Here is a 23852-nt window from a genome sequence, read left to right as displayed (position 1 = left end):
TTAGATTTTTGTAAAGCATTTTACATTTTTGTCGTTTTTAATAAAAACGTAAAATACTTTTTGTGTATTCAAACAAACTTATCAAAAATTGCTGCACACTCTTTACATTATTGCTATTTTGTGAAAGCACTTTTTAGAACTAATAAATATCCCATATCAGACAGCTCTTACTGCAGATACTTAACAGCCCATACAGTCTCGTTATTATCGCCCTTCGCAGAAATACAGAGCGTATTATTACCGGCTTCATCCGTCATGGTAAATGCGCAGCCTTCGTATTCCTGACCATCTATTGTTACAGATACATAGGCTTCTCCATCTGTTAATTCATAGGTTCCACCCGTTATTGTGCCATCCTCCATAGCTGTAATCTTCCCATCCTCAAACAGGCACTTTACAGGCTTATTCACAAGATCATTCACTTCAAGCCCATGATTAAGGACATAAAATGTTCCGTTTAACATATCTGGCGTAACATCTGCATTTTCACACATGGAAGATATGCTCTCATCCCCTGTGTATTCAAAGGGTGCTGCGGTAAACCATCCATCCTTCGTCATAAGCAGCTTATGCACTCTGGGCTCATGGAACTCCTGACCATCATCGAAGCGTTGATGATAAACGATGTAGTATTCACCCTTTTCATCCTGGAAAACAGACTGTCCGCCGGGTGCCATGTATGTTACCGACAGGCTTGGAAGTGTGTAATTGCCCATCATTTTAAGGCCATAGCTCATGTAGTTCTCTTCATCTCCCAGTCTGTTACCGGCAGCATCTACATAAGGGCCTGTGGGATTTTCACTTCTAAACTGCCTTATCTGATATCCGCCATCCGATGTAAGTCCTCCATAGGATACGAAAAGATAATAGTAGCCGGTTTCCTTGGAATAGGTGATGTAGGGGCCTTCAACAGCATGATGACCGCCGCCTACAAGCCTGTAGCCGTAGTAGGGATCAGGCGCATCCTCTCCGCCCTTTGCAGCTTCTTCAATAGGGTGGAGAGGCTTTCCTGTTGCAGGATCAAGCTCCAGTAAGAAAATACCTCCGGACCATGAACCATATACCATCCACATGCGGTTTTCTTCATCTGTGAAAACTGCAGGATCTATACAGTTTGGCCACTTGTTATTGTCATAGCCTCCGAGCTTTAGATATTCCGAAAGATCGGCGTCTTCACCAAGAACATCATAAATATCAGTCTCTGCAGCATGGGAGCTTGTAAAGCCCGAGTACAGGATCGTATCTGTATATGTATATTTTCCTCCGGGCTCGTCCGCTACTGCCATGCAGAGATTTGATTTAATATAGGAAGAAGTAGTGCAAAAATACATCACATACTTTCCCATTGTCTCATTGTAGAAGGTATTGGCCGCCCAGACTGAGTAGCCGCCCTCCTCGTTTTTCCCAACATATTTAAATGCGTCCAGGTCTCCTGAAAACAGGTTGTCAAAAACATTGTTGCCATTACCGATGTAGCTCCATGCCTTGAGGTCATCTGATTTCGCAAGAATCTGATGGCTTCCTGTCATGTAATATGTTCCATCTGCAAGGATTATCTGAGGATCGTGACAGCAAACGGCATTTTTATAGACGCCTGTCTTAATGCTGGTTTCAGATTGTTCTGCCATATCATCGCCCTCCGTCTGTTCTTCTGTATTACCGCTATCTACTACGTCACTACTGTCTGCTACATTTTCAGTTTTCGCATGGTCTGATTCTGTAGCACCCTGGGAGCAACCGGCAGATGCTGCAAAAACTGCGGTCGCAAGAGCGATTGCCGCGTAGGTTAAATATTTAGTTGAATGCATTTTTGCTCCTCTTTTTTATGCCCATCATCTGCATGAAAATACAGGATATCCCTTTTCGTCATATCTGATTTTCATGAGCATGGCGTGTCGGTTAGGATTGTAAAGAGGATCTCCTTCTATCACGCTTTCAGTTCTAGCGTGGTATACCATTACATCCTCACCTTCGTCATTTACAGTAAATGAGTTGTGACCGGGACCATAAACCACAGCCTCTGCATCACTCTTAAGAACCGGATATCTCTCCTTAGTCCATGACTTAGGATCAAGAAGGTCTGCATCCTCATCTGCTGTGAGCATTCCGACGCAATACGCCACTCCTGTTTCGCTGGCAGAATAAGTCATGAATATCTTCCCGTTTCGCTTTAAAATTCCAGGGCCTTCGTTAACCCAGAAGCCTACTCTCTCCCAGTCATAATCAGGAGTTGTAAGCAGAACCTGAACTGTCTTAAGTTCATACGGGCTTTTCATTTCAGCGATATACAAATTTGAAATCTGTTTGCCAACTCCAACCTTCTCAGCCCAGATGTAATACCACTTGTCTCTATGCTCGAAAACTGTAGCATCCAGTGAAAAGGCTCTGAAGGAAAACTCGTCATCCTCTGCACATCTCATCTTGCCCTTTTCAACCCAGGGACCTGAAATGGGATCATCACTCTGGCACTCAAGCACGTAAGGCCTTATCTTCCAGATATCCTCTACCTCGCCGCCTGCAAAGTAGATGTACCATCTGCCCATAACCTTGTGAAGCTCAGGGGCCCAAATGTGCTTACTCATTATTCCACTGTCGTGCTTTTTCCAGATCAGATGTTCCTCTGCGTCAGCGATACCTGCAAGAGTTTCAGATCTTCTAAGTACTATTCTGTCGTATTCAGGTACAGATGCCGTAAAATAGTAAAAGCCGTCATCTGCCTTAACCACGTATGGATCAGCTCTCTGCAAAATCCATGGTTCGTTATATTTAAGCTCTTTTTCTTTGCTCATAATACCTTTCCCATAAAAACATTTTTTATTTAGTTCTAAAATGTTCAGCTAATAAGTTAATCACATTTCTAAAATTCATAAGTTAATTTACAAAGTTAATCACTATTTTCCGTTTTCAATAATTGCTGAACTATTTTATATTTGTCTAAATTATATTATCTTTATCTAAACATTTCAACTATTTTATAAATAGGTACTTGAAAACATATTTGCTTTGCACTAAAATCATCTAACTATATGGATTTTGCAAAACTTAATTATTTTTATATTAAATATATATTATTCAGGAGATAAACGATGAATGGAAAAATGACAGAAGGAAAGCCCCTTCCGATTCTTTTGAAATTTGTAATACCAATACTTTTAGGCTTTATTTTTCAGCAGTTTTATAACATGGTAGATACCGTTATCGTTGGACGTTTCGTAGGTCCAGAGGCTCTTGCAGCCGTTGGCTCCACAGGAACAATCATGTTTATGATAATGGGTCTTGCCAATGGAATGACCACAGGTTACACAGTTCTCATCAGTCACCAGTTTGGCGCAGGAAGTAAGGATGGAACAAGGCAGGCTTTTGTAAATGCGATCATTCTTGGAGTGATCAGCACGTTAGTTGTTACGGTTATCGCTGTCATCACCATGCCAAGTCTTCTTCATATAATGAATACGCCCGATAACATCTATGATTACGCTTACGCTTATATCATAACCATATGCGCAGGAAGCTTCGCACTTATAGGCTACAACCTGTTTGCCGCTTCTCTTCGCGCTATTGGAAACAGTAAGACACCACTGTACTTCCTGATATTATCAGCAGCTCTTAATATCATTCTGGATCTTTTGTTTATCATCGTATTTAAGATGGGAACCTTCGGTGCTGCTCTTGCTACAGATATTTCTCAGGGCGCATCAGCCATACTGTGTATTATTTACATTTATAAAAAGGTGGATATCTTAAGACCTGTTAAAGGAAGCTGGAAGCTTGATAAGAACTATGCGAGAAAACAGCTCAATATTGGAATTCCCATGGCTCTGCAGTTTGGAATTACAGCTTCCGGAACAATGGTTATGCAGGCATCAATAAATGTCTATCAGTCAGTTGCAATAGGAGGCTTTACAGCAGCCGGTAAGGTTGTAAATCTAATGACCGCAGGTATGCCTTCCATAGGCCAGACCACTGCTGCTTATGTCGGTCAGAACTTCGGCTACGGTGATCTTGACAGAGTACATCAGGGAACAAAGGATGCCATGAAGATTTCTGTTATTTATTCTGTAATAACCGGTATCCTTAGCGTGGTAATGATGCCCTACATTGTAAGCATGTTCTTCGACAAGGGTGTAAACCTGGCTGACTATCTGCCTTACAGCAGAATTTATATTACAGAGGCAGCTCTTTTCTATATTCCACTCGCCATGATCTTCATTTACAGAAATGCAATGCAGGCCTGCGGATACGGAAAAACAGCCCTGATGCTCGGTGTTATGGAGCTTGTATCAAGGCTGCTTACCGCTTTTGTTTCCATGAAAGTACACAGCTATGCAATAGCTGTTGCAGGAGATGCTCTCTCATGGTTTACAACAGGTGTATTTTCTTTTCTTCTTTATATGCTAGTAATGAAGCAATTAAGAAACAAATTCAAAAAGAACTGATATATATTATTTTTTCAGACGAAGCATGAGAACTGAGCAGGCAGGTATCTTTACTGTTACTCCGTTCTCTTTTTCGTTGTAGTCAGTAAACTTATCTTCTGTGACAACATCAGGATTTTCGAAGGTATTATGATCAGCCATCTTACCTGTTACCACCGAAGCTTCTGCCACTTTATAAGCACCGGAATCACTTGTGAATGCGATTTCAACATCCTCAGCAGCTTCGAGTGAATTGTTAGTAAGGGTAACTGTCACTACTCCATTTTCATCCTCTGAAACTGATTCAAACAGCTTAGGAAGCTCATTCTTTCCAGCTCCTACGGTACTGTTATTGATAAGCTCACTATCAAGGAGGTTTGCACCCTGATGATATCTGAACATCTTGAATACATGGTAGGTAGGTGTTTTGATCATCTTCTCATTTTCAGTAAGGATAACTGACTGTAAAACATTAACAAGCTGTGCGATGCATGCCATTCTTACACGGTCTGAGTGCTTATTGAATATGTTCAGGTTCATTCCTGCAACAAGTGCGTCACGCATTGTATTCTGCTGGTAAAGGAAGCCGGGGTTAGTGCCAGGCTCAACGTCTGTCCATATTCCCCACTCATCAACCATAAGTCCGATCTTCTTATCAGGGTCATACTGATCCATGATCGCACCATGCTTTCTGATAAGCTCATCCATAAAGAGACTTCTCTTCAGTGTCTGGTAGAATACTTCCTCTGTGAACTTTGTTGCCGATCCCTTTACATTCCAGTCATCCTCTGTCTCAGGAAGTGTATAGTAATGCAATGAAAGACCATCCATAAATCCATGGAACTGCACAGGTGTGTGATCAAAGCATGTCTCAAGCACATTCTTTGTCCAGTTATAATCATCGACATTTGGTCCACAGCAAATCTTTGAAATAGGCTTAGAACCATTGTAGTTTCTTACATAGGTCTGATATCTTCTGTATTCGTCGGCATAATGCGTAGGTCTCATATTACCGCCACATCCCCAGTTTTCATTACCAACGCCGAGGTAGTCCACAGTCCAGGGCTCCTCATGTCCATTCTCTTTTCTGAGGTCAGCCATAGGAGATACGCCATTGAAGGTCATATATTCAACCCACTCGCTCATCTCTCTTACTGTACCTGATCCCATATTGGCATTGACATAAGTCTTACAGCCAAGCTGCTTGGTAAGCTCAAAGAACTCATGTGTTCCAAAGCTGTTATCCTCAACAACACCACCCCAATGTGTGTTGATCATCTTCTTTCTCTTTTCCTTGGGCCCGATGCCATCCATCCAGTGATACTCGTCAGCAAAGCATCCGCCAGGCCAGCGAAGTACCGGAATCTTCATCTCCTTAAGAGCTTCAACCACGTCACTTCTCATGCCGTTAACATTAGGAATATCTGAATTATTCCCCACATAAAGACCTTCATAGATACACCTTCCGAGATGCTCTGAAAAATGTCCGTAGATTTCAGGTGCAATCTTTGATTTTTTACTTTCGTTGTTGATTAAAAGTTTTGCCAATTTCTTTTCCTCCTCTTAAATAATGTATTTACCATTTTTTCTTAGGGCAATGTGTTCCAATGCCTAGTGCTCTTAGTTCTACATAACACCCACAAACAAGACAGGTTCCCATAGATAGTCTGTCACATTGAGTACATACGCTTAGCCTGTTCTCATATTCATTATCCGTAACCCTGCTGTCAGGAGTTATGGCATCGCGATATTTTTTTATCATTTCCTTCTCTTCGCCTTCAATATCCCGCAAAAGGCAATGCTTACAAGCTCTGGTATTTTCCATAGTTTCACCTGTTTATTTTAGATATTTGTAAATTATTTTATATTTTAGCATAGCGTTTTTAATTTGAAAATACTTATACGGCGTTTATTTTTAGAAAATCCGATATGCTCAGGCATAATTGAATAAAAAAACGCTTCCCATTTCGGGAAGCGTTTCGCATATATTAGAAATCAACTTCTGTATCGTAGTAGCAGCACTTAAGGAGCTTCTCCATCTCCTCCTGGCTGGGCTGACGAGGATTGGAGCCTGTGCAGGCATCAAGGATTGCATTAGCTGCAATGTCATGTAATCTCTCAAGGAATACATCCTCCGGAACGAAGCCCTGTTCTGCCGGAAGTCCGTCTGCGCCGTAATGATTGATGCTGTGAGGAATATTCAGAGCATCGTTCATCTTGCGGAGATAATCAATGAGGAGTTCAACCTTCTCATCATCGTCCTTACCGCCGAGGTGCATGTAATCAGCGATAACGCCGTAGCGCTTCTTAGCTGTCTCGTCCTTAGCGTTGAATGCAACTACCTTAGGAAGGTACATAGCGTTAGCTGCGCCGTGAATGATGTGAGCTCCAAGGTCTGCGAAAGCAGCACCTGTCTTGTGAGCCATAGAGTGAACGATACCAAGAAGTGCGTTAGAGAATGCCATACCCGCAAGACACTGTGCGTTGTGCATAGCATCTCTTGCTTCCATATCCTCGTTGTAGGATTTAACAAGAGTCTTCTGGATCATCTCGATTGCATGGATAGCAAGCGGATCTGTGTAATCACAGTTAGCTGTGGAAACATAAGCCTCAACAGCGTGTGTCATAGCGTCCATACCTGTGTGAGCAACAAGCTTTTTAGGCATTGTGTGCGCAAGCTCAGGATCAACAATAGCAACGTCGGGAGTAATCTCGAAGTCTGCGATAGGGAACTTAATACCCTTCTGATAATCTGTGATGATTGAAAATGCTGTAACCTCTGTAGCTGTTCCTGATGTTGAGGAAATAGCACAGAATTTAGCCTTTGTACGAAGCTTCGGAAGACCGAATACCTTGCACATATCTTCAAATGTGGTCTCAGGATACTCATACTTGATCCACATAGCCTTAGCAGCATCGATAGGTGAACCACCGCCGATAGCAACGATCCAGTCAGGCTGGAACTTCTGCATAGCTTCAGCACCCTTCATAACTGTCTCTACTGAAGGATCGGGCTCGATGCCTTCAAAAAGTTCAACTTCCATTCCAGCTTCCTTAAGGTAATCCTCTACCTTCTGAAGGAAACCGCCTCTTTTCATAGAGCCGCCACCTGTGCAGACAATGGCTCTCTTGCCCTCAAAAGTCTTCAATGCTTCAAGTGCACCTTTCCCATGATAGATATCTCTGGGCAGTGTAAAACGTGACATACAAATACCTCCTTAAAAAATAAATAAAATAACCCACGTTTCTATTTTAGATGTATACGTGATATAAATCAAATCTTGACTTTTTTTGATTTATTGGATGCATCAGACTCGGAAACACTTCGTGTTCCCTCGTTACTGTTAGTTTTCATATATCTGCAACGTTAAATTGAAACCAGATCCCCTAACGGGGACTCCAAAAATAAAAAAGACAGCTCATTTCGAGCAAGCTCGATAAGCTGTCTTTCTTATTTTTAGGTGCTTACGCACTCTGATTTCAATTTAACTCCCTGATGCATTCGTCCTTATCACTTACATCATTCCCATGCCAGGGTTGCCTGCGGGCATCGGAGGTACGGGCTCCTTAACTGTAGCAACAGCAGCCTCTGTTGTAAGGAAGCTTGATGCAACAGATGTAGCGTTCTGAAGAGCGCTTCTTGTAACCTTAGCAGGATCGATGATACCGTCCTTGATCATGTCAACATACTCTTCTGAGTAAGCGTTGAAGCCAATTCCGTTCTTAGACTCCTTAACCTTATTAACAATAACAGATCCGTCAAGACCAGCGTTGTTAGCGATGTGGAAAAGAGGGGCCTCAAGTGCCTTAAGAACAACCTTAGCACCTGTCTTCTCGTCGCCTTCAAGTGAATCAGCAAGCTTAGCAACGTCCTTAGAAGCATGGATGTAAGCGCTACCACCACCGAAGATGATACCTTCCTCAACTGCTGCTCTTGTAGCGTTGAGAGCATCCTCCATACGGTACTTAGCTTCCTTCATCTCTGTCTCTGTAGCAGCACCAACTCTGATAACTGCAACACCGCCAGCGAGCTTAGCAAGTCTCTCCTGAAGCTTCTCTCTATCGAAGTCAGAAGTTGTCTCCTCGATCTGCTTCTTGATCTGGCTAACTCTAGCCTGGATCTCTTTCTTATCTCCAAGACCGTCAACGATTGTGGTCTTTTCCTTCTCAACCTTGATGCTCTTAGCACGTCCAAGATCATCCATTGTTGTATCCTTAAGCTCAAGACCAAGATCTGAGCTGATAACCTTACCGCCTGTAAGGATAGCGATATCCTCAAGCATAGCCTTTCTTCTGTCACCGTAGCCAGGAGCCTTAACAGCAACTACGTTGAATGTACCACGAAGCTTGTTAACGATAAGAGTTGTAAGAGCCTCACCATCAACATCCTCAGCGATGATAAGAAGCTTAGCGCCTGTCTTAACAACCTGCTCAAGAAGAGGAAGGATATCCTGGATGTTAGAGATCTTCTTATCTGTGATGAGCACGAAAGGATCATCAAGATTAGCTTCCATCTTATCCATATCTGTAGCCATGTAAGCTGAGATATAACCACGATCGAACTGCATACCTTCTACAAGGTCGAGCTCTGTCATCATTGTCTTGGACTCCTCGATTGTGATAACACCATCGTTGGAAACCTTCTCCATAGCGTCAGCGATCATCTGGCCAACTTCATCATCACCTGATGAAACTGCAGCAACTCTCATGATCTGATCCTTGCCCTTAACCTTTGTAGCCATCTTGCTGATAGAAGCAACAGCTGCATCTGTAGCCTTCTTCATACCCTTTCTAAGAACGATCGGGTTAGCACCTGCTGCAAGGTTCTTAACACCCTCGTTGATCATAGCCTGTGCAAGAACTGTAGCTGTTGTAGTACCATCACCTGCTACGTCGTTAGTCTTTGTAGCAACTTCCTTAACAAGCTGAGCACCCATGTTCTCATAAGAATCCTCAAGCTCGATCTCCTTAGCGATTGTAACACCGTCGTTTGTGATTGTAGGTGCGCCATAGCTCTTATCAAGAACTACGTTTCTACCCTTAGGTCCGATTGTTACTCTTACTGTATCTGCAAGCTTATTAACGCCTTCTACCATAGCTGTGCGGGCGTCAGCGCCGTACTTAATTGTCTTTGCCATTTTTATTGCCTCCGTTGTGTTTTACTAACCTCATCCGGCCCTTCGGGCCACCTTCTCCCTGAAGGGCGAAGACTTTTATGAGTTTAATTATTTAATAATAGCGAGAATATCGTTCTGCTTAACAATGATGTAGGTAACGTCATCAAGCTTAACCTCTGTTCCAGCGTACTTGGAATAGATTACGTTGTCACCTACCTTAACCTGCATCTTAACTTCCTTACCATCAACGACTCCACCAGGGCCTACTGCGATAACCTCAGCCTGCTGGGGCTTCTCCTTCTCAGCACCGGGAAGAACGATTCCTGACTTTGTTGTCTCCTCAGCTTCAAGTGCCTTAAGTACGACTCTGTCTGCAAGTGGTTCTAACTTCATTACAATTGCCTCCTTTTATATCTTCATTGTGTTATTCACTTTTTTTGATTGTTAGCACTCATTTGTTTTGAGTGCTAATCACTAAAAAATATATTACCACACAAGTTAAAAAATGCAATACCTACTTAGGTATTATTTGCTTAATTACCAAATTGTTCACATTTTTCAGACTCGCTTTTTAGGTCTTGGGATGTCTTTTCCAGAAAGGTCGATATAATTGAGTTTCAGAGCTTCTGCCCAGTACATTTCCGGAATATTGGGCCATCTTACGATACCTCTGTCCTCTTCGCAGAGCTTCATGGCCTGAAGCAGTATAGATTCACTAAGATCTACTCCGCTCCTGATGGTATGCATGGTGACAGCTGCCCAGGCGGGAGCGTACTCCATAAGTCCGCTGGACTGGAAGGACTTTAGTATTCCATGTCTGTCATATTTTACCTGCACAAGCTCCTCTTCCCAGCCTGTTCTGCCGCTGTGGATTATGGCAAATTCCGCATCACAGTTCCTGTTTCTGGGAAGTCCCAGAGCTCCGGGATTTACTGCTCTTTTTTCTCTGTATGAAAAGCTCTCCTGTACATGAGTGTGCCCATGCAGGAGTATATTTGTCCGCATTTTATTAAGTACTCGTTTTGTACTTCTCTTTTCTCCAAACAAAAGCTCGGATACGCCTGTCGGTGATCCGTGACAATATTCAAAGCCCTGTCCCCCTTTGGGATTCCAGATCCCATAAATAGGAAGGCTTTCGAAAAAATCCAGATCCTTTTCCGTCAGCTGCTCATAAGTATAAAGAAGCGATCCGCTGCCTGAGCCCTTATCCCAACCTGTCTGGCCGTTTTTCCTATAGCTCAGCATGTACTCTTCCCTATTACCGCGCACGATATAACACTCAAAATACTTCTTAAGAACGTATATGAGCTCCATGGTCTTCTGAACTCCGGGGCAATCAGATATATAATCCCCCAGCAATATGTACTTTGTTATGCCCTTTCCCATGCAATAATCAACGCAGGCCTGAAGAGCACAGTCATTTCCGTGAACATCACTAAATACCGCTATATCCAACAGTTCCACCAATCCATTCTCAAGTTTTTATATTTTTATTATAGCTAGTTAATAGTCAAAAAATAACCTCTATGCGAAAATATATAATAGATTTGGTTCCTATTTATTCTACAAATGGAGGATAGTTATGGCAGGCAATCGTGAAGATTTGATCCGTTCCTTAGCCGGTGTTATGGGCATGAGCGGTGAAGCAAAAAAGAAAGATTCCCATTTTGATCCCTCAACCGGAACTTTGTACTGCGGAAGTAAGGTATTCTCGCAGACTGATATCGCTGAGGCAAAGAAATTCTGCGAAACAAACATGAAAAAAATGGCAGATATCGGAGATAACGCTGCCATGTACTATGAAATCGCAGCATCTGCCGTAGAGCTTCTGCAGCAGGACAGTGTTAAAAACGGCGGCAAGGTTGTCGTTAAGGAAGGTCCTTAAATCCTCCGCTGCTTTTACCAATTGTAAATATTGCCTTCTCCCAACCGCTGGGAGAAGGCTTTTTTGTCTTAAAGAAAAATCTATTTAGTATCAGTCAATTCTTAATATAAGTGTGAGGATGTTTCTTGCAGCTTTACCCAGCTCTTCCCTTGTGATGGCACCCTTTTCAAGAGCAGCCAATATTCTGTCGGGATAGCCGCAGCCCATCTTCATATCGTTTCCGGCTTTGCACTCCTTGTAGTTCTCGCCGTTTGTCCACCAGTCAGTGGTAACCATTCCATCGAATCCCCACTCTCCGCGAAGGATTCCGTTTATCATATCCTCATTCTCTGATGCACGTCTTCCGTTAATAATATTATAGGAAGTCATGATGCTCCAGGGCTGAGCTTCCTTAACTACGATTTCAAAGCCCTTGAGATAAATCTCTCTGATTGCTCTCTCAGATGCTCTTGAGTCGCTGTCTTTACGGTTGGTCTCCTTATTATTTAATGCAAAGTGCTTGATGGTAGCAGCTACGCGATTACTCTGGATTCCACGAACCATTCCGGCAGCCATCTTACCTGTGAGATAAGGATCCTCTGAATAGTACTCAAAGTTTCTTCCGCAAAGAGGTGATCTGTGGATGTTCATGGCAGGTGTGAGCCAAGCTCCTATGTTATTCTCCTTAACCTCTTCTCCTCCGGCAATTCCGACTTTCTCTGTAACCTCCGGATCCCATGTGCATGCAAGAAGTGTTGAGCAGGGAAAAGCTGTGGTCTTAACACCAACCTGAGGCTGAATACGTAGACCGGCAGGGCCATCTGCTGTCATCACATTAGGAATACCATATTCACTGTTGTTACCATATCCAAAGGTGTTGGCCACACCTACGTTGGGCTGTCCGCCAACAAGCCATGCAAGGTCTTCATCAGAAAGGGCATTGATAAAGTCATCAAGAGTCATTTTTCCTGTATAAACATCAATGAGCTGGGGCTTTTCAGAAGGCTTAAAGCAGCATCTGGCACCCTCAGCGCGAACCTTGGGAGTGGGAAGAAGCACATCTTCCAAAGGCATATCCTTAAGTACATTTTCATTATATTTGGAAGCATCTCCCTGCTCTAACATCTCATAAGAGCCGTCAGCAAGAAGTCTCTTCTTTAATGCAACAGGTGTCATCTTCTCTGTGAGCTCGCAGACAATCTTATCCTCTTCAAGAACATACTCTGTCTCAGCCTTTTTGGCACTTCTTACGCTGGCTCCGATAAAGAACTTATACTTGCCCTTTTCAAGAACATAGGCAGATTTCTTGATCTTACCAAGATCATCATAGGAAGCCATCTCATCTACTGAGAACTTTATAACAACCTTCTGTGACTGTCCGGGAAGAAGCTCTGCAGTCTTCTTAAAGCCGATAAGTACGCGCTCTGGCTTACCGAGCTTACCCTGAGGAGCACTAAAGTAAACCTGAACTACCTCTTTTCCGGCATAATTACCGACATTAGTCACTGTTGCCTTTACTGTAACAACTCCATCATCCTCGCTTACCTTTACACGGCTGATATTGAAATCTGTGTAGGAAAGACCGTATCCAAAGGGATAAACAACCTTCTCTGCTGCGCCTTTGATGGTTTCAAAATATCTGTAGCCCACGTAGATATCCTCTTCATATTCAACATAATCATCAGAATCATGGAAATGCTCTGTTCCGGGATAATCTGAAAGATTTCTTGCGAAGGTATCGGAAAGCTTACCGCTGGGATTGCCCAGTCCGCAAAGAAGCTCTGCTGTAGCAAGACCGCCTTCCATACCACCCTGCCATGCAATAAGTGCTGAATCGATCTTCTCATTGCTCTTGATCCATGAAACGTCGAACATTCCCCCGATATTCAGAACAACAATAGTATGCTCAAAGTTTTCACTTATAGTATTAACAAGGTTCTCCTCAGCCTTGGAAAGATAGAAATCTCCTTTCTCAAAGAGCTTATCTGTCTCATCTACCAGCTCCTGTACAACGTCCTTGTGCTTTCTTCCATCATCATTATCAGCTTTTCTGTCCCAGCCCTCACCTGAATATCTGCTGAAGGATACGATAGCTGTATCTGTAAATGCCTTCGCCTTAGACAAAAGCTCTGCAGGAACCTCGGGCTCAGCAAGTAGTCCCGGCTGCTTTCCTTCCTTATAAAGCTTTGAAACATAATCATCATAGAAGGAAACTGAATTCTCAAAAAGAGCAACCTGATCCTCAAGTGCTTTAAAACCCTGTGCAAGATTAGTTACATAGGGAACGGTAACATCACCAGATCCGCCGCCACCCTTTACATAATCTATAGTAGCTTTTCCAAAAAGAGCTACCTTTTTTCCTCTGGAAAGAGGCAGAGTATTCTTCTCATTTTTTAGGAGAACCATGCCTTCTTTTGCAGCATTCTTAGAGATATCTATGTGCTCTTTGGATGCAGTAACCTTTACCCCGTTCTCTCTTAAGGGGAGATTAGGATGATATTTAACGCGTGTCCATTTTTCCATTTTTACAACCTCCATTTTTAATACCCATTTTATGAAATTCATTATAGCTATAATCAATCCGAATCTATATCAAAAAAGTTAGATGTTATGCAAAAAAAGATGGAATAATTCCTCAAACATTGACTGAAAAATCCTCAGGATATAAAATTATTTTATATTACGCTCAAAAATTATTAATTTTATGATATTTTTTTCAAACAAACGGCATAAACATACAACCGGTCAGCCTTAAATAATGTCTTCTATGTGAACAAGGAGGGATTCTCTCTTGAACAAGAAGTTTTTACTAATTATTCCTATTTTGGCGGCGTTATTTGTTTTTATCGGAACACAGCGGACTCATTACTATCCTTTTAAGGATTCTATTGAGCTGGATCAGTATAATGTATTGGATATAATAGATACTGATAATGGTCTTGTTGCAATCTATGATAAGGAGCTTCTTTTTGCGACTCCTGATAGAAAGCTGGTCAAAATCATGTCCACCGACATAAACGGTGTAGAGAGCCAACCACGTGCAGTTGTCACTGATGGGGAATATGTTTATGCAATCGTTGGCGAAGTATATAGTGATTACAACTATTATATTAATGAAAAGCTTCTGAAATATACTTTTTCAGGTAAATATCTCGGTGAACTGTATAGAAAGGAATACGGCGAAAACGCTTTTGTTAATTCCAATAATCTTACTAATGCAGTTTTTCATGACGGCTATGCATACTTAACAGATACAGATGACCATAGCATAAGTCTTATCAAGGTTAGCACTACCCCTCCCAAAGAAAACGATGAAACTGAATTCTCGATTATTGATTCATTCAGAGCGCCTGAATACATTCAAACAGGACGATATAACATGGTTGAAAACAGGCTTGAGCTCTTTAATCGATTTGGAGAATGCTATTACTATGATCTTAATGAACATAAACTTGATTTTCATCCTGAAACTATATACAACAAATTTGATAACCATATTCCGTATGTATCAATCACTTTTTCTACCTTTACCAAGGTTACCGATATTCTTTATTATTTGGGTGCGATAATCCTGATAATTACTGTTCTGTGTGCTATTATCAAGTTCGTTACTTCCGGTTATCTGAACCGTTACAGAACAGCCCTGCTCTTTATTCTTGTCTTTTTATCAGCAATTATTTATTACACCAATCTCACTCTTTCAGATTTCGATGAAGAACATAAGCTGCGAACCATTTCCGCAACAGAATCTGTCATGGTCGGAATCCGGTACTTTGCCTCAGATGAATTTGAAGTGATGCGTGGCAAAAATCCGGAGGACTACAAGGATGACGCATCCCGAAACTGGATTGAATGGATGGTTCATTATCTTCAGGCAGCATGTAATGCTACCGGAAAAGAAATGGGAATGTATGCTCAGATTTATGCCTTCGACCAAAATGGTACCGCATTTCTTGTAGCAGACTCCTACAATGAGTACCCGGTAGGAACCTTATATTCAGATCTAGCCATCTCTTCCGAAAGCGAGCCCGATGAATCAAATATGATGGTCTATACCGTGGAAAAGGAAGTTGACGGAACCTATGGCTTTATCCACGCCCCCATTTACGATAAAGATCACAACCTTATAGGATTTTTGGAAATGGGAAGCGAATACGGTAAGCTTCGCCATGACAAAATTCGCAAAGTCATAGGTGCAGCCATGCAGTTGGCGGCATTAGTAGTTTTCCTCGTTATTCTCCTTGATGTTTTGAAAAAATACTCAAAAGAGCTCAAGGAATATGCAACAATTCGAAAGACTAATCCGCAAGAAGCAAAGTACTATCTTAGTAACACGTATGATTTTCTTGTCACTGGCCTTGTGTATATGGATAGTATGCTAATGGTCATGGCCATCGCCAGCATAAAGACAGACTCAACGCTGGACCTGGCACTCCTCTTTGCTATTCCTGTTACTGCGTACAGAGTCGGTTCCTGGGTCGGTTCAATGCTTACTTCACCGCTTCTTGGAAGATTTGGCGAAAAGCGGATGGGCGTTATCTCATCCATCATAAGCGCTATGACCTTTGCAGGAATAGCATTTGCAATCTGGCAAAATAATATTTATATCTTCGCAGCATGCAAATTTATTGAAGGAATATTCTTGGAGAGTGTTCTATATTCACTGGCCGAAGGCATCCCTTATGAAATTGAAGATCTGGAATACAGGAACAAAAAGATTGCAGAAAGCCAGAGCGCTACTGAAGCCGCTTCTCTTATCTATATGATGATTGCAGGTATCATTGCTACCACCTTCGGATATGCAATGATGTACCTTACCGGCGTTGTAGTCTGCATCATTTTAATACCGTTTAGTTATATTATCTTCGGAAATGAGGAAGAGGATGAGGAAATCAAAACTTTACACGTTTGGAAATCCTTTGCCAAACCTAAAGCCCTTATCTATATCATTTTGATGGTACTCACTGTTTCCTTTATGACCGGCTATGATGAGTACTTATTCCCTCTTATTTCCGAAAATGCCGGCCTTACCGATATTGAAATGACGAGTATTGCTGTCTTTTCTATAACTGTCGGGTATTTTGCAGAAAGTATTGTAAAGCTTTTCAACAAGGTCAGTCCATTGAAGGCAATGATAACTTCTTTTTCTGTTTTCGGCGTTGCAATGATGATTCTTCTTTTGAATCCGAATATTCTGTTTGCTACGATTGTTCTGTTTATCTACTGCATAACAATCAGAATAATAGAGGTACACAGAATCAACTGGCTTATAGGCCTGACTGCTGATGATAACGTAGAAGGAAAAGATGTTTTGGAAAACTATTTCGCTTTGGAGGACGGATTCAAAGTTCTTCACGGGCCTATTTTGGGACCGCTGTGCGCTATCTCAACTTCAGTTGGAATAGGATTTCTTGGACTTTTATGTCTGGTATCACCAAGATTATATAGTTTTATAGCACCAGATTTAAAAATAAATAACTCAGATGAGGAGGGATAACAAAATGGCGTCAAAAATAATGTTTCTTGGCTTGGGAGTCGTGCCACAATCACTTATGGACTTACTTTTGAAGGATAAAATGTTTTCCATAGATGACATGATAGTGGTTGATGAAAGCAAGAACGCATTGGACTTCTTTAGATCACGAGGTGGTAAAGAAGAAAATCTTTTGCAGATAACTGTTGGCGAAGCTAATTACCTTAAAGTATTTGACTATTTAGGCTCAGGTGATTTTCTGATCAACCTTTTAAACGGTCTTGATGCTGTAGTCATGACCGGTGAATGTGTAAAAAGAGGGATTCACTTCATGTGCGCTGCAGATGGCTGGTTTCCCGGCCCTGATCCTGTTGAACTCGCATACGAGGATCACTTCCAGGAAATAAGAGAAATATCCAAAGCAAATCCTAATGGCGCTACAACAATCGAAAATTTTGGTGTCAATTCCGGAATGATAAACATCTTAACCAAGAAAGCACTGATAGATATCGTTAAAGAGGATGATACTCCTTTTGTTAAAGAAAACCGTGAATATCTAAGGGAACTTGTAAAGAAAAACGAATTTGGCATGTTGGCTAAGGAGTTACAGGTCAAATATTTTGTAGAATCAGACCTTGATACAACACAGACGAACATTACTGATATCAAGCCCGGTACTGTTTACTCCACGTGGAATCCATTTGATTTCTATGGCGAAATGAATGACAGAGCCACAGTAATAGTTGGTACCGGCACAAAATTGTCAGAAATGCTTGCAAGAATAGGTTCCAATGTAGATGAGATACATAGCTTTGATCCTGACGCAAGAATACTGGATTTAAACAGACCGGGAAAACGTACCCTTGTAAAAGCGGTAGTCGAAGATCAGATCATAGAAGGCTGCCTGGACGATCACGAAGAATTGCATTCCATGAGAGATTACTTCTCCGTTTGGAATGAAAAGGGCGACCTTGAATACGCTCCTTCTTTAATGTTTGTATATCAGCCTTGTGAGTTAGCATACAAAACCGTGTTTATAGATAAGGATGAAGCATACTATGTAATAAGTAAGGATGAAATGGTTGCAGGTGGCGAATACATAGGAATGCTGATCGAAGGTGACAACTTCCATCCGCGATATATTGGAACAAAGCTGCTTCTTGAGGATGAATGTTTTGGTACACCAACTGCTGCTCTCGTGGGAATCTCAATATATGCAGCTATAAAGTACATTATCAAGCATCCGAATGAAGGAGTCGTATATCCTGAGGAGCTTGAGGCAGACGAAATGATCTCCTATATTAAACCATATATGCCGGTAGTATCTATACCAGACTGTTCATCGATATTATCCAAAATGTGACTATAAACAATCGCCACATGTACTTCAACACATACTAAAAAATCGGGCATTACCCATAAGGGTAATGTCCGATTTTCTGATTTGCCGAGTACTTTAGTTTTCAGTAGAAAACCAAAATTATTTATTTGCGATAGCTGCCTGTGCTGCTGCAAGTCTAGCAACAGGTACACGGAAAGGTGAGCATGAAACATAGTCAAGACCAATCTTGTGGCAGAACTCAACTGATGAAGGATCTCCACCGTGCTCTCCGCAGATACCAACGTGAAGGTTAGGATTAACGGGCTTACCAAGCTTAAGTGACATATCCATAAGCTTACCAACACCTGTCTGATCAAGCTTAGCGAAAGGATCGTTCTCGAAGATCTTCTCATCATAGTAAGCGTTAAGGAACTTACCAGCGTCATCACGAGAGAATCCGAATGTCATCTGTGTAAGGTCGTTTGTACCGAAGCAGAAGAAATCAGCTTCCTTAGCGATCTCGTCAGCTGTAAGAGCAGCTCTCGGGATCTCGATCATTGTACCAACCTCATACTCAAGCTTAGCACCAGCTGCAGCGATCTCAGCGTCTGCTGTCTCACATACAACCTTCTTAACGAACTTAAGCTCTTTAACTTCACATACAAGAGGAATCATGATCTCAGGCTTAACGTTCCAATCAGCATGCTCCTTCTGAACCTCAAGAGCAGCACGGATAACAGCCTTAGTCTGCATCTTAGCAATTTCAGGATATGTAACTGCAAGACGGCATCCTCTGTGACCCATCATAGGGTTGAACTCGTGAAGAGAAGCGATGATAGCCTTGATATCCTCTACGCTCTTGCCCTGTGCATCAGCAAGCTTCTTGATCTCGTCCTCAGTTGTAGGAACGAACTCATGAAGCGGCGGATCAAGGAATCTGATTGTTACAGGACATCCCTCAAGTGCCTCATAGAGAGCCTTGAAGTCGTTCTGCTGATAAGGAAGGATCTTCTCAAGAGCAGCTTCTCTCTCTTCTACTGTATCAGAGCAGATCATCTCACGGAATGCAGCAATTCTGTCTTCCTCGAAGAACATGTGCTCTGTACGGCAAAGACCGATACCCTCAGCACCAAGCTCGCGAGCCTTCTTAGCATCAGCGGGTGTATCAGCGTTTGTACGAACCTTAAGCTTTCTGAACTGATCAGCCCAATCCATGATACGGCCGAACTCACCAGCGATCTGAGCATCTACAGTAGCGATAACGCCGTCATAGATGTTACCTGTTGTACCGTCGATAGAGATGAAGTCTCCCTCGTGGAACTCTTTACCAGCAAGTGTGAACTTCTTGTTCTCCTCGTCCATGTTGATGTCGCCACATCCAGAAACGCAGCACTCACCCATACCACGAGCAACAACAGCAGCGTGTGATGTCATACCACCACGAACTGTAAGGATACCCTGAGCAGCCTTCATACCTGTTATATCTTCAGGAGATGTCTCAAGACGAACAAGGATAACCTTCTCGCCTCTCTCAGCCCATGCTACAGCATCATCAGCTGTGAATACGATCTTACCGCAAGCAGCACCAGGTGATGCACCAAGACCCTTACCCATAGGAGTAGCAGCCTTAAGAGCAGCAGCGTCGAACTGAGGGTGAAGAAGTGTATCAAGGTTACGAGGATCGATCATTGCTACAGCTTCTTCAGGAGTCTTGTGTCCCTCATCAACAAGGTCACAAGCAATCTTAAGAGCAGCAGGAGCTGTTCTCTTACCGTTACGGCACTGAAGCATGTAAAGCTTCTTGTTCTCAACTGTGAACTCCATATCCTGCATATCGTGATAGTGGTTCTCAAGAGTATCACAAACCTTGATGAACTCAGCGTATGCTTCAGGGAATTCCTTCTCCATCTGAGCGATCGGCATAGGTGTACGAACACCAGCAACTACGTCCTCACCCTGAGCGTTGATAAGGAACTCACCCATAAGTTTATTCTCACCTGTTGCAGGGTCACGTGTGAATGCAACACCTGTACCAGACTCATTATTAAGGTTACCGAATACCATAGGCATTACGTTAACAGCTGTTCCCCAAGAATAAGGGATATCGTTGTCACGACGGTAAACGTTAGCACGAGGGTTATCCCATGAACGGAATACAGCCTCGATAGCAAGCTTAAGCTGCTCTACAGGATCTGAAGGGAAATCAGAACCAAGCTGATTCTTGTACTCAGCCTTGAACTGCTCTGCAAGCTCCTTAAGATCTGCTGCTGTAAGGTCTACGTCAAACTTAACACCCTTCTGCTCTTTCATCTTGTCGATGAGCTGCTCGAAGTACTTCTTACCTACTTCCATAACAACGTCAGAGAACATCTGGATGAAACGACGATATGAATCATATACGAAACGCTCGAATGCAGGATCAGGATTGCCCTTGATCATTGCATTTACAACCTCGTCATTAAGACCAAGGTTAAGAATTGTATCCATCATACCAGGCATGGATGCACGAGCACCTGAACGAACTGATACAAGAAGAGGATTCTGAAGATCGCCGAACTTCTTGCCGTTGATCTCTTCCATCTTCTTAACACCTTCCATAGCCTGAGCCATGATCTCGTCGTTGATCTTACGACCGTCTTCATAGTACTGTGTACAAGCTTCTGTAGAAATTGTGAAGCCCTGAGGTACAGGAAGACCGATTGATGTCATCTCAGCAAGGTTAGCACCTTTACCGCCGAGAAGGTTTCTCATGGTCATGTCGCCTTCGCTGAACATGTAAACGTATTTTTTCGCCATTTCACTACCTTTCTTACCGATTATTCGATTCGGTAAAACCCTTTCCATTTATGTTACTATTTTTATAATTAACTATGACGAAACATAGCAATTATCATTCACTATGAAGGAATAAATCCCTCAAAAATAAAGATATCAAAGAACTCGCGATTCAGATCAAGTTCATCCTGGCTCCTGATTGTCCAGGCTGCTGCGGTATTTTTATACAAACCGTGGCAAAGCTTCCTTGACAGGTTGTGCCGGTAAATATGGTTATAAGCCACAAAATCCGGTCTTGTAAGGAAATTAAAAATCAAAAAAGCAAGTGCATAATACAGAGGTGTATGCCATAACTTCTCAGGTTCTCTGAAAAACTCCTCCGAAAGCTGGCCTCTGAATACTTCCTTATGGTGCTTCTTAAACCAATAAAGACCAAGCGGATTAAAGGACTCTATACAATAAACTCCGTCATAGCTGCGAAGAAGCTCATCCACTACTGGACAGACCGAGGTATCAAAAAGTTCAATCTTAAGCTCTATGATAAGTGGAATCTTACCGTCCACCATTTTAAGAAAATCCTCAAACTTAGGAATTCTCTCATTCGAACCAAGTAAGTGAAACTTCTGAAGCTCCTCATAAGTGTAATCAATTACCTTACCTGCAACTCTGAAGGATCCGTCCTCATTCCTGACTGCGTTATCAGGAATCTGGCCCTCTTCATATCTGGCAACCCTTGCCAATGTAAAATCATGGAAAATAACGGGAACCCCATCCCTTGTCAGCTGTACATCCAGCTCTATTCCATACCCAGCATCGACAGCCTTCCTAAATGCAGCCATCGAATTCTCAGGTGCCTCAGAATTATTGTCGTGTAGTCCTCTGTGCGCATAAAGATTCTGAACAAGAAGTTTGTCGGCAGACGGTCTTCCAATCATGCGAGGCATGATAGCCAAGAGATAAAGAATAACCAAAATTAAAACAACAATCAGAAAAACCTTCAATCTTATTACCTGACTTCCTGCGTACTTTATTTAAAACGCCTTTGATATTTTAATATCTAACACTCAATTTGACAAGTATAAAAAGATTAAATGTCAAGACTTTTTTACCAAAAATTACAAAAAACGTCTATTTTCTGCATATTGCTTTTTTTAAAGCTATCAAATATAATACCATGTTGGTTACATAATTATAGAAGAAACACAATTCGGAGGAATCCAAAGCATGATAAGTGCAAACAATGTCACACTTAGAGTCGGTAAGAAGGCTCTGTTCGAAGATGTAAACATAAAGTTCACCGAGGGTAACTGCTACGGTATCATCGGTGCCAACGGTGCAGGAAAATCAACTTTCCTTAAGATATTATCAGGAAAACTTGAGACAACAAACGGTGACGTGGTAATCACTCCCGGTCAGCGTCTTTCATTCCTTGAACAGGATCATTTCAAATATGATGAATTCCCTGTTCTTGATACAGTTATTATGGGTAATGCCCGTCTCTATGAAATCATGAAGGAAAAGGATGCCATCTATGCAAAAGAAGACTTTTCCGATGAAGACGGCATTAAGGCCAGTGAGCTTGAGGCTGAGTTTGCAGAGATGAACGGATGGGAAGCTGAATCAGATGCAGAAAGTCTTCTTAACGGACTTGGTATTGAAACTGAACATCACTACAAGATGATGAAGGAGCTTGACGGTAATCAGAAGGTCAAGGTGCTTCTTGCAAGAGCTCTTTTCGGTAACCCTGATATCCTGCTTCTGGACGAGCCTACCAACCACTTGGATATGGATGCTATCGCCTGGCTTGAGGAATTCCTCATTAACTTTGAAAATACAGTTATTGTCGTATCTCATGACCGTTACTTCCTTAATAAGGTATGTACTCATATTGCTGATATTGATTATGGCAAAATCCAGCTCTATGCAGGTAACTACGATTTCTGGTACGAGTCATCTCAGCTGATGATCCGTCAGATGAAGGAAGCTAACAAGAAAAAAGAAGAACAGATCAAGGAACTTAAAGAATTCATTGCCAGATTCTCTGCTAACGCAAGTAAGAGTAAGCAGGCTACTTCCCGTAAGAAAGCTCTTGAGAAAATCGAGCTTGATACCATCAAGCCCTCTTCAAGAAAATATCCTTACATTGATTTCAGACCTGACAGAGAGATCGGTAATGAGGTTCTTACAGTAGATGGAATCAGCAAGACTATCAACGGTGAGAAGGTTCTTGATAACATCTCCTTCGTTGTTCAGCATGATGACAAGATCGCATTCGTTGGTGGTAATGAGCTTGCAAAGACTACTCTCTTCCAGATTATCTCAGGAGAGATGGAACCCGATGAGGGAACATATAAGTGGGGTGTAACAACTTCACAGGCTTATTTCCCCAAGGATAATACAGCAGAATTCGATAATGATTACACTATCACCGAGTGGCTCACCGGTTACTCCGAGATCAAGGACGTTACTTATGTCCGCGGCTTCCTTGGCCGTATGCTCTTCGCCGGTGAAGACGGTGTTAAGAAGGTAAAGGTTCTCTCCGGTGGTGAGAAGGTTAGATGTATGCTCAGTAAGATGATGATAAGCGGTGCTAACTGCCTTATCTTCGATGAGCCCACCAACCACCTTGACATGGAGTCAATCACAGCACTTAACCAGGGTATGATCAAGTTCCCCGGTGTTGAGCTTTTTGCCTGCCGTGACCACCAGGTTGTTCAGACTACAGCAAACAGAATAATGGAAATCCTGCCTGACGGCTCACTTATCGACAAGCGCTCTACTTACGATGAGTACCTTGAGAGTGATGCAATGGCAAGAAAACGTACAGTTTACAGCACTAACGAAGATGAAGATAATGATGACTGATATCATCAATTATCATATATAA

16 protein-coding genes are annotated in these 23852 nt (G+C 42.2%); 5 read left to right on the top strand and 11 right to left on the bottom strand.

Translation table 11 applies throughout. The features are described from left to right. Window positions 1–167: 167 nt before the first annotated feature. Window positions 168–1808, bottom strand: coding sequence for a glycoside hydrolase family 43 protein (locus tag G601_RS22990; protein ID WP_051205774.1), 1641 nt, complete (start codon window positions 1806–1808; stop codon window positions 168–170). Between the two features lie 24 nt (window positions 1809–1832). After that, the gene (locus tag G601_RS0111455) at window positions 1833–2789 is read right to left on the bottom strand and encodes a glycoside hydrolase family 43 protein (protein ID WP_026492932.1); all 957 of its coding nucleotides are present in this window, start codon (window positions 2787–2789) and stop codon (window positions 1833–1835) included. Window positions 2790–3086: 297 nt separating this feature from the next. Here G601_RS0111455 and G601_RS0111450 point away from each other — a divergent pair, with 297 nt between their 5' ends. Then, entirely contained in the window at window positions 3087–4436 is a 1350-nt protein-coding gene (locus G601_RS0111450) for an MATE family efflux transporter (RefSeq protein WP_026665435.1), read from the top strand. 6 nt (window positions 4437–4442) lie between these two features. Here G601_RS0111450 and G601_RS0111445 read toward each other — a convergent pair whose 3' ends face one another. The 6 genes from G601_RS0111445 to G601_RS0111425 form a co-directional block, all read right to left on the bottom strand. Then, window positions 4443–5963 carry an alpha-N-arabinofuranosidase gene (locus G601_RS0111445; RefSeq protein WP_026665434.1) on the bottom strand — a complete coding sequence of 507 codons (1521 nt, stop codon included), beginning with the start codon at window positions 5961–5963 and terminating at the stop codon, window positions 4443–4445. 28 nt (window positions 5964–5991) lie between these two features. Continuing rightward, window positions 5992–6240, bottom strand: coding sequence for a DUF6171 family protein (locus tag G601_RS22985; RefSeq protein WP_035790706.1), 249 nt, complete (start codon window positions 6238–6240; stop codon window positions 5992–5994). Window positions 6241–6403: 163 nt separating this feature from the next. Continuing rightward, window positions 6404–7621 carry an iron-containing alcohol dehydrogenase gene (locus G601_RS0111440; RefSeq protein WP_026492936.1) on the bottom strand — a complete coding sequence of 406 codons (1218 nt, stop codon included), beginning with the start codon at window positions 7619–7621 and terminating at the stop codon, window positions 6404–6406. Between the two features lie 309 nt (window positions 7622–7930). Beyond that, the gene (groL, locus tag G601_RS0111435) at window positions 7931–9553 is read right to left on the bottom strand and encodes a chaperonin GroEL (RefSeq protein ID WP_026492937.1); all 1623 of its coding nucleotides are present in this window, start codon (window positions 9551–9553) and stop codon (window positions 7931–7933) included. An 87-nt stretch (window positions 9554–9640) separates the two neighbouring features. Next, window positions 9641–9925 carry a co-chaperone GroES gene (locus G601_RS0111430; RefSeq protein ID WP_026492938.1) on the bottom strand — a complete coding sequence of 95 codons (285 nt, stop codon included), beginning with the start codon at window positions 9923–9925 and terminating at the stop codon, window positions 9641–9643. Between the two features lie 165 nt (window positions 9926–10090). Next, the gene (locus tag G601_RS0111425; protein ID WP_026665433.1) at window positions 10091–10996 is read right to left on the bottom strand and encodes a metallophosphoesterase family protein; all 906 of its coding nucleotides are present in this window, start codon (window positions 10994–10996) and stop codon (window positions 10091–10093) included. 118 nt (window positions 10997–11114) lie between these two features. Between G601_RS0111425 and G601_RS0111420 the strand changes: the two genes are divergently transcribed. After that, on the top strand, window positions 11115–11417 hold the full coding sequence (locus tag G601_RS0111420; RefSeq protein WP_026492940.1) for a hypothetical protein: 303 nt from the start codon (window positions 11115–11117) through the stop codon (window positions 11415–11417). Between the two features lie 90 nt (window positions 11418–11507). On the opposite strand, the gene G601_RS0111415 is transcribed toward G601_RS0111420, so the two are convergent. Continuing rightward, on the bottom strand, window positions 11508–13919 hold the full coding sequence (locus tag G601_RS0111415) for a glycoside hydrolase family 3 protein (protein ID WP_026665432.1): 2412 nt from the start codon (window positions 13917–13919) through the stop codon (window positions 11508–11510). Window positions 13920–14187: 268 nt separating this feature from the next. Between G601_RS0111415 and G601_RS0111410 the strand changes: the two genes are divergently transcribed. After that, the gene (locus G601_RS0111410) at window positions 14188–16893 is read left to right on the top strand and encodes an MFS transporter (RefSeq protein ID WP_026665431.1); all 2706 of its coding nucleotides are present in this window, start codon (window positions 14188–14190) and stop codon (window positions 16891–16893) included. A 4-nt stretch (window positions 16894–16897) separates the two neighbouring features. Next, entirely contained in the window at window positions 16898–18232 is a 1335-nt protein-coding gene (locus G601_RS0111405) for a saccharopine dehydrogenase NADP-binding domain-containing protein (protein ID WP_026665430.1), read from the top strand. A gap of 117 nt (window positions 18233–18349) precedes the next feature. Here G601_RS0111405 and ppdK read toward each other — a convergent pair whose 3' ends face one another. Continuing rightward, window positions 18350–20986, bottom strand: coding sequence for a pyruvate, phosphate dikinase (gene ppdK / locus G601_RS0111400; RefSeq protein WP_026492944.1), 2637 nt, complete (start codon window positions 20984–20986; stop codon window positions 18350–18352). Between the two features lie 101 nt (window positions 20987–21087). After that, window positions 21088–21900, bottom strand: coding sequence for a glycerophosphodiester phosphodiesterase family protein (locus G601_RS0111395; RefSeq protein ID WP_242834415.1), 813 nt, complete (start codon window positions 21898–21900; stop codon window positions 21088–21090). A gap of 289 nt (window positions 21901–22189) precedes the next feature. Between G601_RS0111395 and G601_RS0111390 the strand changes: the two genes are divergently transcribed. Then, the gene (locus tag G601_RS0111390; RefSeq protein WP_026665428.1) at window positions 22190–23830 is read left to right on the top strand and encodes an ABC-F family ATP-binding cassette domain-containing protein; all 1641 of its coding nucleotides are present in this window, start codon (window positions 22190–22192) and stop codon (window positions 23828–23830) included. Window positions 23831–23852 lie beyond the last annotated feature (22 nt).

Source organism: Butyrivibrio sp. FC2001, from assembly GCF_000424125.1.
In the GTDB taxonomy this organism is placed as follows: Bacteria; Bacillota; Clostridia; order Lachnospirales; family Lachnospiraceae; genus Butyrivibrio.
Note: the sequence above shows the minus strand (reverse complement) of the source record. Positions and strands in the feature narration are given on the sequence as shown.